This is a genomic window from Erythrobacter sp. S57(2025) (genome assembly GCF_057365055.1).
The window spans coordinates 1,302,091-1,318,417 of the sequence record NZ_CP200299.1 but is presented as its reverse complement, the minus strand read 5'-3'; the positions used below and the strand labels follow the sequence as shown (position 1 = coordinate 1,318,417).

The window sequence follows — 16,327 nt, the reverse complement described above, 5'->3', positions numbered from 1 at the left end:
AAGCCTGTTTACCCCTGATGGCTTGTTTGATGACGCGAGTGCTATTCGTCACGGTTCTTCACTCAATCGGACGCCCATGGAGGCGCCATGTTCAAGAAATAAGACAAGGCTAAGACACAAGCGGTGTTTCCTCGCGCCACATGCCCTCATTTTTGCCGTTGTGCGCATCCTGTTGAGCTGATTGTTCCACATTTGAGCCGGTCGTAGCGTTTGGACTGACGACAGGTATACGCACGACAACCCGAGTGCCTTTGCCAAGATCGCTTTCAATGTCGAGTCGCCCGCGATGACGCTCCACAATGTGCTTCACAATGGCCAAACCTAAGCCGGTTCCGCCAGAAGCTCTGCTTCGCCCTGGATCGGTCCGATAGAAGCGGCGCGTGAGGTGAGGGAGCTGTTCTGGCGCAATCCCTTCGCCTTGGTCAGTCACGGCGATTCGAGCCATCCCTTCTCTTGCTAAGTCCAACCGCACGGTGACCGGTGTATCAGGTGCCCCATATTTCAGGGCATTGTCGACCAGATTGCGAACGACCTGTTCGAGCTGCTGCTGATCTCCCCTTACCGATGGGTTTTCGTCGAGCGTAAGGCTGAGGCGATCAAATCGTTCGGAACCGGCTGCGTCACGTGCTGCACGTTCCGTGAGATCAGCAAGCCTGATTACCGTTTCAGGCAAATCGTGCTTTTCAGCTTCGACGCGCGACAGGCTCATGAGATCGCTTATCAAGCTTTGGAGCCGTAGGGCTTCTCGTTGGATTGTTCCGAGAAACTTTTGAGATGTCGGTGAATCGAGACTCTCACCGCTCTCACTCAGCGTTTCAACATATCCAATTATTGAGGCGAGGGGGGTGCGAAGCTCATGGCTGGCATTTGCTACAAAGTCGGTGTGCGCCCGGCTGATGTCGGCTTCTGCAGTTTGGTTTATCAGTTCCACAACCGCTAGATCCGCGTCCACGGCTTGGCGATTGACCTGCCAAATGTCCTGGCGCCTTACGAGCCCACGAACAATCGCCTGGCCGTTGCGATCTTCGCTCAAAAGAGAAATCGCTTCGGGTTGTCGAAAGGCAACGCGGGCATCTTGGCCGATGATATGTTGGCCTAGCATGCGCCGCGCCGCGCGGTTTGCGATAGCGATAGTATTCTTCTCGGTCACAAGCAGCGGGGTGGAGGAATTCTCAATCAAGTCCCGCATTGAGTCGCGATTGAACGACTTTTGGACAACGACCGCTGGAGGTTCGGGTGGACGGCCCGCTGCAAGAAGCAATGAGCCCACCCACAGTATAAGCACAGAAATGGCAATGATTGGATCAAAACCTAAAAGCAGCATGGAGATGAATGTCCCCAAAGCCAGGAAGACGCCGACGAGGGGAATAGACTGCGGAGTACCCATAAGATCGCTCTAACCCGCAAACGCGGGAGGTCAACTTTGACAGGGGATTGTGGGAGCGTCGCAACGAAGGTGGTGACCCGTACGGGAATCGAACCCGTGTTTCAGCCGTGAAAGGGCCGCGTCCTAACCGCTAGACGAACGGGCCACGCTCGTTGCGAGAGCGCGCATCTAGGGGTGTGTTCGGCATGGGTCAAGCCCCGTATGTCCCACTTATGTGAAAATATCTCAGATAGAAGCCATGTTTGGCCAATCATTCTATCAAAGCAGCATCTTCAAGGTGCAATTCCGCAGCAGGGCGTGGGCCCCAATCATCAAGCTTTACTCGCCCTGCCAGATGGAAACGTCGGCCTTTGCTCCGGTGCAGCAGGGTTTGTGCCATCTCGGTTTCTGCTGCTCGAAAAGCGATCGCTTTGAATGACCGTCCATCAGCGCCACTTGCGATGATCCGCAGATGATCTTTGCCGACAATATCCGCCTTAACGATCTGCACAGGCCCAACTGCAATGCGGGGAGCAGGCCAGCCCACGCCATAGGGACCCGCCGCATCTAAAGTAGAAACGAGGTCTGGGGTTAAGCCGCCAGGGGAAAGCGAGAGATCAAGTTTCATGACTTGGTTCTCTCTGGCTTTTTCAACGTCGCGGGCAAGGCGCCTGTCGAGGAATTCGGCAAAGGCTGCGAGCTTACTGGTTTCGATCGTAAGGCCAGCAGCCATTGCATGCCCGCCTCCAGCAACAAGCAAGCCCTCCTCGCGTGCTGAGATGATTACCGCCCCAATATCAATTCCGCTGATCGACCGGCCTGATCCTTTCCCTAGTCCGTCTGCTTCATCCAATGCGATGACAATTGATGGCTTTCCGGTCTTCTCTTTGATTCTGCCAGCTACGATCCCAATCACGCCGGGGTGCCAACCGGATCCTGAAAGCACATTAACGCCCATATTGTGCTGACCGTCCAATTGCGCTTCTGCGGCTTCTTGAACCTCGGCTTCAATCGCGCGGCGCTCATCGTTGAGTGCGGAGAGTTGTTCGGCGATGGTCTGGGCCTCTTCCGGATCGCGCGTTGTGAGCAGTCGCACGCCCAATGTGGATTCCCCGATCCTGCCGCCTGCATTGATCCTGGGCCCCAATGCAAACCCTAAGTCTGAAGCGATTGGCGCGCGTTTAAGCCGGCTTGCATCCATTAGAGCTGCCATTCCAATCCGCTCTCGCTTGGCCAAAACCTTCAGACCTTGCGCCACAAACGCTCTGTTTAACCCATGCAAAGCGGCGACGTCCGCGACTGTACCTAGTGCGACAAGATCAAGCAGACCCATCAAATTCGGTTCTGATCGATCGGCGAAGTATCCTCTTTCGCGTAGCGTGCGTGTAAGCGCGATGCCGAGCAGGAATGCGACGCCTACTGCCGCGAGATGCCCATGGCTCGCAGCCAGGTCGCTTTCATCCAATCGATTGGGGTTCACTAAAGCGGCGGTCGGAGGCAATTCACTTGCGCATTTGTGATGGTCGACAACGATGACGTCGACACCGGCTTCTTTTGCCATGGTCAGAGCTTCGTGTGCCATCGCACCGCAGTCGACCGTTACGATCAAATTGGAGCCGTCTTTTGCCAATTGAACGAGAGCTTCGCCCGTTGGCCCATAGCCCTCGAGTAAGCGATCGGGAATGTAGTATCCCGCCTCAACATCAAGCGATCGCAGCAATTCGACCAACAGCGCTGCGCTTGTCGCACCATCGACATCATAGTCGCCATAAATCGTGATCGTTTCGCCAGCCTCTATGGCATTCGCGATCCTATCTGCGGCTTTGTCCATATCTCGAAACTCAGATGGATCGGGCAGGAACTCGCGCATTGTTGGCGTCGCGTGTTTGGCAACATCTTCAGGGGCCACGCCGCGCGTCATCATAAGCTGCGTCATAATGTCACGGCCCAGATCACTCTCAGCGGAACCCACGTCCATGTTCCCCCCACGCCAGTGCCAAGCTTGGCCGGTGAGGGAGTGCTTTACTCCAAGAACGTTTGAGGTGTGGCGATCTGTCATGGGTGCAATCTAGCTGATCGATCGTTTGGTAAATAGACCGAGGGATTGACAATCGACAACAAGCTTAGTGAGGCTGGCTCATGGCCGAAGATGCACAGCTCTTGATAATCTGGCACAGCCGAACTGGCGCAAGTCAAAAAATGGCTAAAGCAGCGGCGCAGCATGAGTGCGCGAGCTTGTTAGCCGTTGAGAACGTTCGGCCTGACGATCTCTTGAACGCCTCCGGCTATCTCTTCGTCGGACCAGAGAATCTGGCGAGCTTGAGCGGGGCGATGAAGGAGATGTTTGACCGGAACTATTACTCGGTCCTTGGCCGCATCGAAGGCCGTCCATATGCTACAATCATTGCAGCCGGCTCAGATGGCCACGGCGCGCAAAGGCAATTGGATCGAATAGTGACAGGTTGGCGACTGAAAAGAATCGCTGATCCAATGATAATTAACTTCGAAGCGAGCAATCCTGAACAAATTTTAGCGATTAAAACTCCTTCATCGAAAGTGCTGCGTAGGTGCGAGGATTTAGGAAATAGCTTGTGTGAAGGGATCAAATTGGGCGTTTTCTGATTGCAGAGACCAATTTATGCTATCACTACCCCATCGAGACTCGACGCCGTTTCAGGTCGTCGGCAGATTGGGATTTGCATCAGAAGTCTCAAATCAGAGGGGTTGGCAACATAACCGAAACGCCAGACACACGAGTTCAAGGGCTCTATCTGCTTTTTGCCACAGACAAACGGCCCAATAGAGCTGCGATCCGCGAATTTGTTGGCAGTCAGCAGGCCGTCTCTCTTACGCACGATCCAGCTGAAACAAATCCATTGCATTTGGTTGCTACGGATGGATTGGCCCTTGGGCAGGGCAGTCTGGAAGGCGACGTAAAGACTGAGTTGGCTTGGCTGGAACTGCTAAGGGATGGACTGACGTTTGACCTACGCGGCCTGGCCCCAGGCGATGCGGCGGAATTTCCTGCCATTGAACATCGTTTTGACATCGATGAAATCCCCGGACCTGCACGTTTCGATACTTTGCATCTCCACCCTGGTCTGCATCTGTCAGGAGGAGAGCGCAGTTTGCCGGTGGCGCGTGCGCTTATCGCATTGGCCCGCGATCTCGTTCACCACTTTGATGATTTGGAGGCCGTTGTGTGGCCGCCTGCGCAAAGCGTGATTGGTCGACGCTTTTTCGAATCCGTTACAACCGCTTGGCTCGAAGGAGGGGCGTTTCCAGCTCTCGGCCTTACGGCTTTTCGTGAGACAGTTGATGGGGCAATGCAGAGCGTGGGGCTTAGTCACTGGATCGATCAGGAGCTGCGCATCGAGCCGCCGCTCTCCGCTGACAAAGTTGCCGCGACCCGTCTTGGCGTTCGCATCGTCAATCAAATGATCATCGTAGGTGGTATTGAGAAGAACGAGCGGATTGTTGCGCCTGATGGTATGCGGTTGTTGCTGAGTATGTCGCGCAATCGCAAATTTATAAGAGTATCAAAAGAATAGTATGCGCGGCGGGCAACAGAATTCGAAGATTACGGTGCACAAGCATGTTTCGATGCCAGTGGCACGCAAAACGATCTCTTTTCGCTCGGTCAACCGGCTTGGTTCGCCTCGATACCAATCAGGTCACCAACGCCATCACCTACTCCCTCTTCAATTGGTGGGACGTCGCTGCTTCGGGCCAATGTTTCAGAGTATTAGTCGCTCAGCGGTTGGCTTTGATGACTTCCGAACCAATGGCCTGCTCTTACCAGCAACCGATGAAGCCACCTTTCGAACAGGCATGCCTCTGCACCGCGGGCCTCACCGCCGATACAATGAGCTGGTGATCGAGCGTGTGGGCCGCATAGAGGCAAGCTGGTCAAACGCTCGACGCTCAAATGAAGAAGCCGCGCTTTCAGAAGCTCTGTTGCGGCTTGCCTTGCTGCAATCTGCTCTGCGTAGCCGGCTTCTTAGTGAAAAGAAGCGCATGGTTCTGAACAGTAAGGACCCGCTGGGCGCCGGTTTTGACTTCGCCGAGCTTGATGACATGGCGGAAAGTCTTTGGGCGTCAACAGGCTAGCTTAAGCACCTTTGCTAGGCCCAGCTTGTATAATTCGCCTTTTCCACCATCGCAGACTTGGCCTCGTGATACTCGCGTTCAAAGCGGGCAACCATGTCTTCAACAGTGCCGACAGTCTTGATTGCGCCGATGCCTTGGCCAGAGCCCCAGATGTCTTTCCAAGCCTTTGCTTTGGTATTGCCACCTGAGCCAAAATTCATCTTTGAGGGATCGCTTTGCGGGAGGTTTTCGGGGTCAAGCCCGGCGTTCTCGATGGAAGACCGTAGGTAGTTGCCGTGTACGCCGGTGAAGAGGTTGGAATAGACAATCCCCTCAGCTGAACCATCTACAATTCCTTGCTTATATCCCTGATCCGCATTGGCTTCTTCGGTGGCGATGAACGCGCTGCCAGCATAACCAAAATCTGCGCCCATCGCTTGGGCGGAAAGGATCGAAGAACCGTGCGCAATGGAACCAGAAAGCGCAACCAAACCGTCAAACCACTCACGGATTTCCCGCATCAAAGCGAAAGGTGACTGCGTGCCTGCATGGCCTCCAGCGCCCGCCGCAACGGGAATGAGACCGTCGGCACCTTTTTCAATCGCCTTGTTCGCAAAACGATTGTTGATCACGTCATGCATCGTAATCCCACCCCAATTGCGTACGGCATCAAAAATTTCGGTGCGCGCGCCGAGCGACGTAATGACCAATGGAACTTGCCATTTCTCGCAAGTCGCCATGTCAGCCATGACGCGATCGTTGGACTTATGGACGATCTGGTTGACCGCAAAGGGTGCCGCCGGACGATCTGGATTCTCACGATTATGCTTGGCGAGCTCTTCGGTGATTTGATGAAGCCATTCATCAAGCAGAGTTTGCGGGCGAGCGTTGAGCGCAGGGAAGCTTCCGATAATACCCGCTTTGCACTGTGCGATGACCAATTCTGGGCCGGACACGATGAAAAGTGGTGATCCAATCAGTGGCAGGCGAAGACGGTCAAACGGGGCCGGAAGCGACATATGAATTTTCTCCTAGAAGCTTTGAACGCGCGGTAAGTTGCAAATTGCAATCAGGCAAGCAGATGTTCAACGCGGTAAAACCGACTAGCGTTCCCGGCATAAAGCGCAGCTTTCTCGTCGTCGCTTGCCCCTGCGGTGATCCGTTTGAAGGCGTTCCACAATACTGAGTAGGTGGCACCCCACCGGTCCACCGGATAATTGCTTTCAAACATCGCGCGTTGAGGGCCGAAAGCTTCGATACAGGTTTCGATATATGGCTTCCAAAGTTTCGCCAGTTCAGCTGATCCCAGGCCCGCAGCAGGTCCTTCAGCTGGCATAGCGCAATTGTGCATTGAAAGACCGCCCAGTTTGATCATCACATTGTCGCATTTTCCAAGCTCAACGATGTTTGATCGCCAAATATCAAAGCGCTCTTCAAGTTTGCCTGTGTAGCTCGCCATCCCAAGCGGTGTCCCGCAATGGTCAAGGCAAATAGGCGTGTTGGGGAAAGCCCTTGCAAGATCAATGACGTCTGGGATTTGTGGTTCGAGCAGCCAGGCATCAAAACTCAGATCGCGGGTGCCAAGTTGCGCGAAACCTTCGCGAAATGTCGCATCGCGATAGAGTTCTGGCGGAGCATGAAACGGAGGGCCGAGTACGTCTGGGTCGGCATCCCACGCCCCTTGATGTCTGATGCCTTTAAATCGATCTGGGGAGGCAGCCTGAAGTGCATCCAAGACCTCTCCGGCACCGGCTCCGCGCAGCAGATCGGCGTGGCCTACAATACCGGCGCAAAGTCTGGGGATTCCGTAGAGGCCGCTTGCCGATTGCGCAGCAACCCCGTTTACGAACTCGACTTCGCCAACGGGCTTTAGCGCCTCGCCATAGTCAGCATTATAGAACGCGCCGCATTCCATGAACACTGTGCCGACTACGTTGTGTCCGCAAGCGACTTCGGCGTTGAATTGATCAAATGTATAGTGCGCGACCGGGACGAGCGTCTCAATAAACCGATGTCTTGGTATAGGGAGCATCGGCAACATGGGGCGCAAATCCCACAAATGATGATGTGGATCGATGATGGGGAGGTCAGGCTCTAGTACGTGTTCTTGCTGTTCTTGTGCCATCCAATCCCTCTCTCAGAAGCATATTTTTTGTGCGGCTAGGCCGAGCATAACATCCACTTATCTCGGAAAAGCAAGAGCTCGGGCCAAAACAGTCATTTGTTGCGACCTCGCTGGCTGTGGGTGCGGCATCCAGAGCACTCCGCGAAATTATCCCAATTTTAATTTGACCTGAGTGTGTCACATTGAAGAATACATACGCAACGCAATGATAAAGTGTTCGTCGTTATTAAATAAAGAGAAATTGGTAGGTGGCGAGGCGTTGGAATTGTGATGAAAATAATTCCAAAACTCACATATTATTCGATAGTTTTCGTGTTTTTTAAATTCATGTACGAAGAGGAAATCGGGTCTCTAGATTTCGAATTCTTCAATTGGGGTTTGTCTTGAACGATAAAAACATGCTTCAGGGGCAGAGGTGGCATTAGTGGCGTCTAAAGATGGCGGACCTGTTCAGGCGGGCCAGACGATAATGGTGGTAGAAGACGAATTGTTGTTGCGAATGATGATGACGGATATCCTCGAACGATTGGATTATGCGGTGCTACCAGCACAGAATGGCGAAGAAGCGTTGGAGATGATTGATGCTGGAAAGTGCTTCGATCTATTGCTTACCGATATCGTTATGTCAGGCGTGCTGGATGGCTTTGAACTTGCCCGGCGGGTGCGCGATTACTTCCCGAAAATGCCAGTGATCTACAGCTCTGGATACACGCAGTATTCGGCGCGCCAGATGGGCGAGGTGGAAGCTCCCATTCTCGAGAAACTTGCCACGCCAGCCGAGATCGAAGAACTGGTCTCAGGGTGCTTGCGCGGTGTAATCAATAAGGCCGCGTGAGATCTCAGCTACTCAGAAATCACCATTGTTTCGCCGATCTGTTGAGCAGTGATTTCAGCTGGAGCGAATGGCAAACGATGCCACACCTTATCTGCATAAAGCCTAGTTTGGTCAGCATAGTGATCTGAAGCTGGGTTGGTGGATTGCGAATAGGTCAGGATCGCGTCGGCAATTGGCCCGCTCTCATCAAAGCTTACAATTTGGATGTAGCTGGAGCCATGGATCGGAGTGATACCACCGTCGATTGTCCGGCTCCTTTGCATATTCAGCACGCCTGCCGTGCCCGGTCCTCCATGGATGGAAATGCGCTCATCGCCCGACACTCGAACTTGAACATCGCCCCACTTTGCGTTGAGTGCAATTCCGGCTTCTTCCAAGTCGGCGGCAGCCTGTGCGAGGGCGGCTAGTAAGGCTTCACCTTTGTTATCCGAGGTATCAAGGTTGCGCGGAGTGTTCACAAAGTCCTGAGCATCGAAGGGGATCAGCCAAAGATCGTCGCTGTTTCGAACCTTGTTCCAGAAACGTACAAATAGGTAAGCGCCGGAGCTATCCGCGTCGAAAGTGCGATCCCAGCCTTCGAGTGCTGCACATGCTTGGGCAAGTTCTTCCTGTGTTGCGCACTTGGCCAGCAACGGTTCGACCACCATGTCTGCTGCAAGGCTCGCATTCCCAAACACTAGCGTTCTCGCAGCCTCGCGATCGACTGCACCGCTAGCAAGGGCCGCTTGAGTTTCCATGAAATTTGATCGTGTTCGTAAGCTGAGCGCTTTTTCGAAATCTCCCAGAATTGGAGATAGCTGTTCATAGGGTGCGCTCGGATTGCTGATCCAATAGCTATCATTGCTGTTCGTAACATAATCACGCCGGACCCGGACCGCTTGCTCACTCGCGGGAAGCAAGCCGGATGCTGGGTCGTTTTGGTCGGATCGCCAGTTGCAGGAGGCGCGCGTTCCATCAAGCAGAGTTATTCGGTCGGCAACGAGGCCGGAAAAAGGCGTAGCGCATTCTTCGATGAATTCTGCTGAAACACCGGGCACGGCCGTGACATCAGCGTGCAATGCGTCGCCATTTCTGTCGGCGACGATTGTATTGACCCAAGGAATGCCGAGCGTCTCACTAATCGCCAACTCAACCTGAGCGACATTGGTTGCTTTGCCGATTTCCATCCAAGTATCGATCGCCCGTTGATTGCCGCTATTGGCATCTTGAATGGCAAAGGCGGTGGTTTCGCTCCATCCAAATGGCGTGCCGGGAATTGTCACAATGGCCCCAAATTGCGTGGTGTAGATCGTCCGCTCAACTGGCGTCTCGCCATTGGGCATGGGGACGCTGACCGTCTTTTCCTGCATCTTTACTGGTACGCCATCGACCAAGTAGGCGGTTGGATCACCTTCAGCCAAGGTGAGTGCATAGACGGTGAAGTGCCGGGCGGCAGTGACAGTATGCGTCCACGCAATGTTTTTATTGAAGCCAAGAGTGACTAACGGTGTGCCAGCAATGCCAACGCCCATCGCGTCATATTCACCTGGCTTTGTTACATGCAGTTGCCAAAAGCGTGATGGGCCCTCCCACGGGAAATGTGGATTGCCGATTAGCAATCCTCTGCCATCCTGCGTTGCATCGCCACCAAATGCCCAACCATTGCTGCCAAAGTTCAAATCTTCGTGTTCGGGTGGCAAAACCACATGCGCAGCTTGAGCAGGCTGCGCGGCGTTTGGCGGAGCGGCAGTCGCGATACCGGGTGCGAGGGCAAGAGAGCTTGCCAGCAACATCTGCTTCTCATTGAGGCGAAGCATATCATCGCGTGTGATCCGCCGAATCCATGGTTCGTTTCTGCATTCTTCGGGTAGGGCGTCTGGACCAGTATCGCTTAGATAACGGTTATAGCCGGCCACATACCCATCGACGAGGTCTCGTGTATCCTCGCTTTGTTTGGCCCAACCGATACGCAGTGCTGGCAAATCTATTTGACCTCGAAAAAAGACGTCGGAAGTCAGATTGTCGACCTGTGTGAAGCCCAGAATTGCGGTCTGCTCTGGTCCAAAATAGCGCGAACGATCACCGGCAATGGTGGTGAACTCTTCGGCCAGCATGCAGAAATTGTCTTGGGCATAGGCATAGGCGACACCGTATCCGATCCCACTCCACGTTTCGGAAACGATATGCGGGATGTTGTATTGAGTGCGAGTTATGCTCGCTTCAAATGATTGCGCCTGTGCCTGTGTGCCAATGATTGCCGCTGCCAGCGCGGCGAAGCCAATAAGTGAACGCATGATCCAACACCCCAAAAGTTTGAGGCCAAGGGGTAAGCGGTCATAGGCAGAGCAGCAAGCCTTGCTTAGCTATCGACCGCCGAATTGGCTGCACTCAACACCGCCCGAACGCTAGCGGTCGCAACGTCCTCATCAATCCCGCACCCCCAGATCACCCGCCCGCGTGTCTCGCATTTGAGGTAAGCAGCCGCTCTTGCATCCCGGCCACTTCCAAGCGCGTGCTCGGTGTAGTCGAGGATTTTGATATCCAGGTCGAACGCGTCTTCGAGAGTGCTAACAACGCTCGAAATCAGGCCATTGCCGCGGCCCGATACGCTTTGTTCGCCGCCTGCGACTGCAATCTTCCCTGCGAATAGACGCGTGCCGTCAGTTGCGCGGCTTTCTTCGTAATCGACCAGTTGGAAATGTTTGTCGGCAGTTTGCACATGGTACGTTGCCTTGAACGCTTCCCAAATGTCGGTGGCGTTGAGTTCACGTCCCAGCTCGTCGGCAAGATGCTGGACGTGCTTCGAGAAATCTGCCTGCATTGATTTAGGCAATTTAAGACCTTGGTCTTGTTCCAGCACCCAAGCAAAACCGCCTTTCCCGCTTTGTGAATTGACGCGGATTACGGCTTCGTAGTCGCGGCCCAAGTCAGCAGGATCGATAGGCAGGTAAGGGACGCGCCAATGTTCGTCATTTTGTATCGCGTTTGCCTCGAACCCTTTTTTGATCGCGTCTTGGTGAGAACCGGAGAAGGCTGTGTAGACCAATTCGCCGCCATAGGGGTGGCGTTGGTGAACAGGCAGATCGTTGCAATACTCAACGGTCTCAATCACGCGGTCGATGTCTGAGAAATCCAGTCCGGGATCGACACCTTGCGTGTAGAGATTGAGCGCCATTGTCACGAGGCAGCAATTGCCCGTGCGCTCTCCATTGCCGAAAAGGCAGCCCTCAACACGGTCTGCACCTGCCATCAGGCCAAGTTCAGCTGCCGCAACCCCCGTGCCCCGATCATTATGCGTGTGCAACGATATGATTGCGCTTTCGCGGTTTGGCAGATTGCGGGCAAAATACTCGATTTGGTCGGCGTAGATATTGGGTGTCGCCGCCTCTACCGTGGCGGGCAGATTGAGGATGATCGGTTTGTCTGGGGTAGGCTGCAGCACCTCCATAACCGCCTCACAAACCTCGATTGAAAAGTCGAGTTCTGCGGTCGAGAAAGTCTCAGGCGAATATTGGAAATGCCAATCGGTCTCGGGACGTTCGCCAGCGCAGTCCCGCATGACCTTAGCGCCCTTCGCAGCGATCTCGCGAACTTCGGTCTTGGACATGCGGAAAACGATGTCACGCCAAGCAGGGGATACGGCATTGTAGAGATGTACGATTGCTGCCCGTGCGCCTTGAAGGCTTTCAAAAGACGTGCGTATCAGATCTTCACGGCTTTGCGTCAGCACCTGCACCAAGACGTCTTCAGGCACTGCATCAGACTGCACTAGGCCAGAGATAAAGTCGAATTCGGTTGCGCCAGCGCTTGGAAAGCCAACCTCGATTTCCTTCACACCCACTTCGACCAGCAAGTCGAAAAAGCGCCGCTTTTTCACGGCATCCATCGGATCAATGATTGACTGGTTCCCATCACGCAGATCGGTCGACAGCCAACGAGGAGCGCTGTCGATAATGCGACCTGGCCATTTGCGATCAGGCAGGTTGATGGGAGGAAATGCACGATACTTGTTCGAAGGTTGTTTCAGCATGACTTGGCGGATGCTCTTTAATTCGGTGCTGGAAAGAGGAGGCGGCGGATAACCCTTGAACGGTGGCCGCGCCTTAGGTGCACGCGCCTACACCGTCCAAGGGCGGATAAGTCGTAGTAGTAGCGTGGTGCACAAAGTCATGGGCATCTTCATTGCCGAAAATGGGATCACGCGCAAGGTGAAGGCTGCGTACAATATGCCTTCAACCAGAAAAAATCGTAGAATGTGAATTAGTGGTGTAACCATGTTGCGACGGCTCGCGAACTGCTGAGTGTCATCGGCATTCAGGCCGCCGATGGGAAGAAGACCCCTAAGGAGGATAAGAGTTATGAAGAAATCACTATTTGCAATCGCCCTCATGGCAACCGTCGCAGCTTGCGGCACACCTGCTGAAACTGCGCCCGAAGGTGACAGCATGGTGGCTGCTGAACAGGTTGAAACCGGCCTTTTCGCTGACCTTGGTGGCGATAATACCGGTCCTGTCCACACGGCTTCCAAAGGTGAAACACTGGCTGTTTCAGGCTTTGACGTTGTGAGCTACTTCACAGGTGACGGCGTTCCAGTTGTCGGCGCAGAAGAGTTTACTGTCCGCTACGAAGGCTTTGACTACCGTTTTGCAACGGAAGAAAATGCCAACGCATTCATCGAAGAACCTGCAAAATACGCTCCGGCTTACGGCGGGTATTGCGCATGGGCGATTGGCGCGAATGACGCACTCGCACCGGGCGACCCGGAGGTATATGAGATTGTCGATGGCAAGCTCTATCTGAACTTCAACGAAGACGTTCAGGGTCGTTGGGAGCAGGACATCCCAGGCTTTATCGCCAAGGGTGATGTCAACTATCCAACCCACTCACCGGATGAGCACTTCCAAGACTAAGGTTTAGTCTAGGTACCCAAAGACCCCGCTGCTCGATCAGAGCGGCGGGGTTTTTTGCGCTATCCGCAGCGCGCATCACGGATGATGCCTTCGCTGTCGAGCATCAGGTTGAGACGCGGATTGGTTGCGTCGGGCCTGATATAGTCACTGCCCGGAGTGATGAAGCGCACATCCGACGCACCTGCCGCCGCGCTCATGACTTCTAGGCGTGTTGCTTCATCTGCTGGGCGACCGATGAAAGGTCCCATCTTGTTTGCGTTGCATGTCTGACTTTGTGGATCTGTCGCAGTTCCAGGCTCAAATGCGCCTTGTGCAGCATCTTCGCGCGGAGGCACCACGGTCGGAGCAACGGTGCCCGGCGTAGCTGGTGACTGGGCCGTGTTTCCGTTGCCATTTATTCGCGCTGAAAAATCATTGGCGACCGCGCTGGTGTCGGTCTCTTCGCTTGGACCACATGCAGTGAGTCCTACCAGACCAACGATCCATACTGTTTTCGCAATCTTCATCATGGTTCGCTGCCACGCAATGCCTTAGCTTTTTCTGTCTGCCCTAAGGCGATAGTTGGATTGCATTATGATGACAAATGCCGGTTGCGAAGACGGTCGCGATTGAGTTCCGCGATTTTTGGCACCCCCATCAAGCGCATACCGCGCTCAATTTCGTCCTTCAGGATCTCCAGCGCGCGTTCAACACCATCCTGACCCGCTGCAGCCAGCGCATAAAGGTAAAGACGACCGCCCGAGGCAGCCGTCGCGCCCTCGCAAAGCGCCTTGAGCGCGTGGGTGCCCCGTCTGATGCCACCATCACAGATGATCTCGATCTCGCCGCCCACAGCATCAACTATCTCGCGCAACTGGTCGAATGGTGCCCGGCTGCCATCCAATTGCCGTCCGCCATGGTTGGAGATCATGATGCCGTCCGCACCGATCTCGACCGCTCTTCGAGCATCGGCAGCGCTCATCACGCCCTTTAACACGAATGTGCCGCCCCATTGTTCGCGGATTGCCGCTGCCGTGTCCCAATCCATCGAGGTGTCGAGCATGGTGTTGAAGTATTCGGCGATACTGACGGGTTCGCTCGACCCCTCGCTGACATGAGTATCTAAGTTTGGGAGCCTGAATTTCTCGCGGAATATGTAATCGAGGGTCCAGCGCGGACGGGTCGCGTAACTCCATAGTGAAGCAGGGGTAAAGCGGGGTGGGGTGGTGAAACCCGAGCGTAGGCACCGTTCGCGCTTGCCAGAGACTATCGTGTCCACCGTGAGCGCGAGCGCATCGAATTTCGATTGCTGGCAGCGTTCGATCATATGCGTGTTCAGCCCCTTGTCCTTGTGAACATAAAGCTGAAACATCTTGGGACCGCCCGTTAGCGCGGCGATTTCTTCGATTGAGCGTGTCGCCAAGCTGGAAATGCCGAACCAAAGCCCAAACTTCTCCGCCGCTTTCGCAACAGCTGTCTCTCCCTGCCAATGGAAGGCTCGCTGTACGGCAGTGGGTGACAGCATCAGAGGCAACGCGCTTTGACGTCCCAAGATCGTGCAAGATGTATCGATCTCTTGAACACCTGCGAGCACGTCGGGCACCAAATCGACGCTGGAATAAGCATCGGTGTTGCGTGCTTTGGTTAGCTCGTCATCAGCCGCTCCATCGATGTAGTCGAACACGGGGAAGGGCAGCCTGGCCTTTGCCAGACGACGAAAATCATCGACATTGTGACAGTCTTTAAGCCTCATGGCCCGTATTTCTCCCGCTTAGGGTGGGCTGTGCAGGATTGCTTGGACCCTGTCGAGAGCCCTCATTGCGGTGCGGCGGATCAACTTTTTCGAACTTTTTTCACATCACCTGTCACCAAACTCAAAGAACGCGCGAACCCCAGATGTGCGCGGCCACTTGGCGGCAATCAGGTTAGCCCAGTCGGTTGTCCCCTTGGCCGGCTGTTACCCCTGACGCCCCCTAAGCCTGATGCCTCAAGTGGTCGCCGCACGATTGATACCCCCAGGAGAGACCCTCATGAATTTCAAGTACCTCGCAATCGCAGCCGCAGCTCTCGCAGCCCCGCTAGCTGTTGCTGTCCCTGCTCAAGCCGATGGCGGCGTGTTCGTCGGCGTTGAAGGCAGCAATGTTGCCCTTAGCGGCTATGACACCGTCAGCTACTTTCAAGGCAATGGTGTTCCAACTCGCGGTAGCGCTCAGTTCATGGTTGAGCATGATGGCGCGGAGTTTCATTTCTCAAGCCAGCGCAATGCAGACATTTTTGCTGCTGACCCCGATGCCTATGCCCCTCAATATGGTGGCCACTGCGCATGGGCGATGAGCCGCGGATCGCTCGCTCCGGGAGATCCCACACTCTACAAAATTCACGGCGGCAAGCTGTATTTGAACTTCAACACGCAAGTTCAGCAAACATGGCTTGGCGATATCGATGGCTTCCTTGCGAAGTCTGATCCTGCCTGGACCCAGGTCCCGGAAGGTAAGCGTTTCGGCGACTAATCTCGCTCAACCCTGATTGGCGCTCCCGCTCCTTACTGACCCCTGATCAGCTGGGGCGCCAATTCCCCCAAACGACGTGATGAAATACTGGAAGGAATTTACGATGAGCAAGAATTTGAGCCTTACAAAAATGTTGATGGTCGCTGGTGGTTTGGCCGCAGCGACAGCTGGCGCACCTGCACTGGCTGATGCACCATGTGGACCAAGCAACAGCTATTCGAACAACACTTCAAGCAGCTATTCGGGCAATTCACGCAACGTGTCTGCTCGTGAAGCCCGCAAACAGCGCCGTGCAGAGCGTCGTGCAGCTCGCCAAGCAGTGGCATGTGCTGCAGCAGCATGCGCGGCGGCGGCTTGTGCAGCTGACGCCTGCGCCGCTTCGGCCTGCGCAGCATCAGCATGCGCTGCGTCTGCCTGTGAAGCTTCGGCTTGTGCCGCTTCGGCCTGCGCTGCATCCGCTTGTGAACCAGCAGGTTGCACTGCCTCAGCTTGCGCGCCCGCTGCCTGACGGGTGTGCATCTTGGGTGTGGCTGG

The 16,327-nt window shown here is 54.7% G+C and carries 15 protein-coding genes and 1 tRNA gene; 6 read left to right on the top strand and 10 right to left on the bottom strand.

Annotation, left to right across the window (positions count from 1 at the left end; genetic code table 11):
• Positions 1–109 precede the first annotated feature (109 nt).
• The 3 genes from AC0V6N_RS06425 to recJ form a co-directional block, all read right to left on the bottom strand.
• Positions 110–1,387, bottom strand: a complete 1,278-nt coding sequence (locus tag AC0V6N_RS06425; RefSeq protein ID WP_486170760.1) for an ATP-binding protein — start codon at positions 1,385–1,387, stop codon at positions 110–112.
• A 70-nt stretch (positions 1,388–1,457) separates the two neighbouring features.
• Positions 1,458–1,532, bottom strand: a tRNA-Glu gene (locus AC0V6N_RS06420).
• Between the two features lie 105 nt (positions 1,533–1,637).
• Positions 1,638–3,344: a single-stranded-DNA-specific exonuclease RecJ gene (gene recJ / locus AC0V6N_RS06415; RefSeq protein ID WP_486170759.1), complete on the bottom strand. Its 1,707-nt coding sequence runs from the start codon at positions 3,342–3,344 to the stop codon at positions 1,638–1,640.
• A 161-nt stretch (positions 3,345–3,505) separates the two neighbouring features.
• On the opposite strand from recJ, the gene AC0V6N_RS06410 reads away from it, so the two are divergent.
• From AC0V6N_RS06410 to AC0V6N_RS06400, 3 genes are all read left to right on the top strand, one after another.
• Positions 3,506–3,988, top strand: coding sequence for a flavodoxin family protein (locus tag AC0V6N_RS06410; protein WP_486170758.1), 483 nt, complete (start codon positions 3,506–3,508; stop codon positions 3,986–3,988).
• Between the two features lie 74 nt (positions 3,989–4,062).
• A complete protein-coding gene (locus AC0V6N_RS06405; RefSeq protein ID WP_486170757.1) occupies positions 4,063–4,917 on the top strand; it encodes a hypothetical protein in 855 nt (284 codons plus the stop codon).
• 1 nt (position 4,918) lies between these two features.
• Complete coding sequence (locus AC0V6N_RS06400; protein WP_486170756.1) at positions 4,919–5,476, top strand: AHH domain-containing protein; 558 nt, start codon at positions 4,919–4,921, stop codon at positions 5,474–5,476.
• 14 nt (positions 5,477–5,490) lie between these two features.
• Here the strand turns inward: AC0V6N_RS06400 and AC0V6N_RS06395 are convergent, their stop codons facing one another.
• Both AC0V6N_RS06395 and AC0V6N_RS06390 read right to left on the bottom strand, forming a co-directional pair.
• On the bottom strand, positions 5,491–6,474 hold the full coding sequence (locus tag AC0V6N_RS06395; protein WP_486170755.1) for an NAD(P)H-dependent flavin oxidoreductase: 984 nt from the start codon (positions 6,472–6,474) through the stop codon (positions 5,491–5,493).
• A 50-nt stretch (positions 6,475–6,524) separates the two neighbouring features.
• Positions 6,525–7,580, bottom strand: coding sequence for an amidohydrolase family protein (locus tag AC0V6N_RS06390; RefSeq protein WP_486170754.1), 1,056 nt, complete (start codon positions 7,578–7,580; stop codon positions 6,525–6,527).
• 424 nt (positions 7,581–8,004) lie between these two features.
• Here AC0V6N_RS06390 and AC0V6N_RS06385 point away from each other — a divergent pair, with 424 nt between their 5' ends.
• Positions 8,005–8,415: a response regulator gene (locus AC0V6N_RS06385; RefSeq protein WP_486170753.1), complete on the top strand. Its 411-nt coding sequence runs from the start codon at positions 8,005–8,007 to the stop codon at positions 8,413–8,415.
• 8 nt (positions 8,416–8,423) lie between these two features.
• Here the strand turns inward: AC0V6N_RS06385 and AC0V6N_RS06380 are convergent, their stop codons facing one another.
• Complete coding sequence (locus tag AC0V6N_RS06380) at positions 8,424–10,688, bottom strand: penicillin acylase family protein (protein WP_486170752.1); 2,265 nt, start codon at positions 10,686–10,688, stop codon at positions 8,424–8,426.
• Positions 10,689–10,753: 65 nt separating this feature from the next.
• Positions 10,754–12,424 carry a 2-isopropylmalate synthase gene (gene leuA / locus AC0V6N_RS06375; protein WP_486170751.1) on the bottom strand — a complete coding sequence of 557 codons (1,671 nt, stop codon included), beginning with the start codon at positions 12,422–12,424 and terminating at the stop codon, positions 10,754–10,756.
• Positions 12,425–12,752: 328 nt separating this feature from the next.
• Here leuA and AC0V6N_RS06370 point away from each other — a divergent pair, with 328 nt between their 5' ends.
• Entirely contained in the window at positions 12,753–13,304 is a 552-nt protein-coding gene (locus tag AC0V6N_RS06370; RefSeq protein ID WP_486170750.1) for a YHS domain-containing (seleno)protein, read from the top strand.
• A gap of 59 nt (positions 13,305–13,363) precedes the next feature.
• Here the strand turns inward: AC0V6N_RS06370 and AC0V6N_RS06365 are convergent, their stop codons facing one another.
• Both AC0V6N_RS06365 and AC0V6N_RS06360 read right to left on the bottom strand, forming a co-directional pair.
• Complete coding sequence (locus AC0V6N_RS06365) at positions 13,364–13,813, bottom strand: hypothetical protein (RefSeq protein ID WP_486170749.1); 450 nt, start codon at positions 13,811–13,813, stop codon at positions 13,364–13,366.
• A 62-nt stretch (positions 13,814–13,875) separates the two neighbouring features.
• Positions 13,876–15,036 (bottom strand): alpha-hydroxy acid oxidase, encoded by a 1,161-nt coding sequence (locus AC0V6N_RS06360; protein ID WP_486170748.1) that lies wholly within the window; start codon positions 15,034–15,036, stop codon positions 13,876–13,878.
• 277 nt (positions 15,037–15,313) lie between these two features.
• Between AC0V6N_RS06360 and AC0V6N_RS06355 the strand changes: the two genes are divergently transcribed.
• Positions 15,314–15,793 carry a YHS domain-containing (seleno)protein gene (locus AC0V6N_RS06355; protein ID WP_486170747.1) on the top strand — a complete coding sequence of 160 codons (480 nt, stop codon included), beginning with the start codon at positions 15,314–15,316 and terminating at the stop codon, positions 15,791–15,793.
• A gap of 237 nt (positions 15,794–16,030) precedes the next feature.
• On the opposite strand, the gene AC0V6N_RS06350 is transcribed toward AC0V6N_RS06355, so the two are convergent.
• Positions 16,031–16,312 (bottom strand): hypothetical protein, encoded by a 282-nt coding sequence (locus tag AC0V6N_RS06350; protein ID WP_486170746.1) that lies wholly within the window; start codon positions 16,310–16,312, stop codon positions 16,031–16,033.
• Between the last annotated feature and the right edge of the window lie 15 nt (positions 16,313–16,327).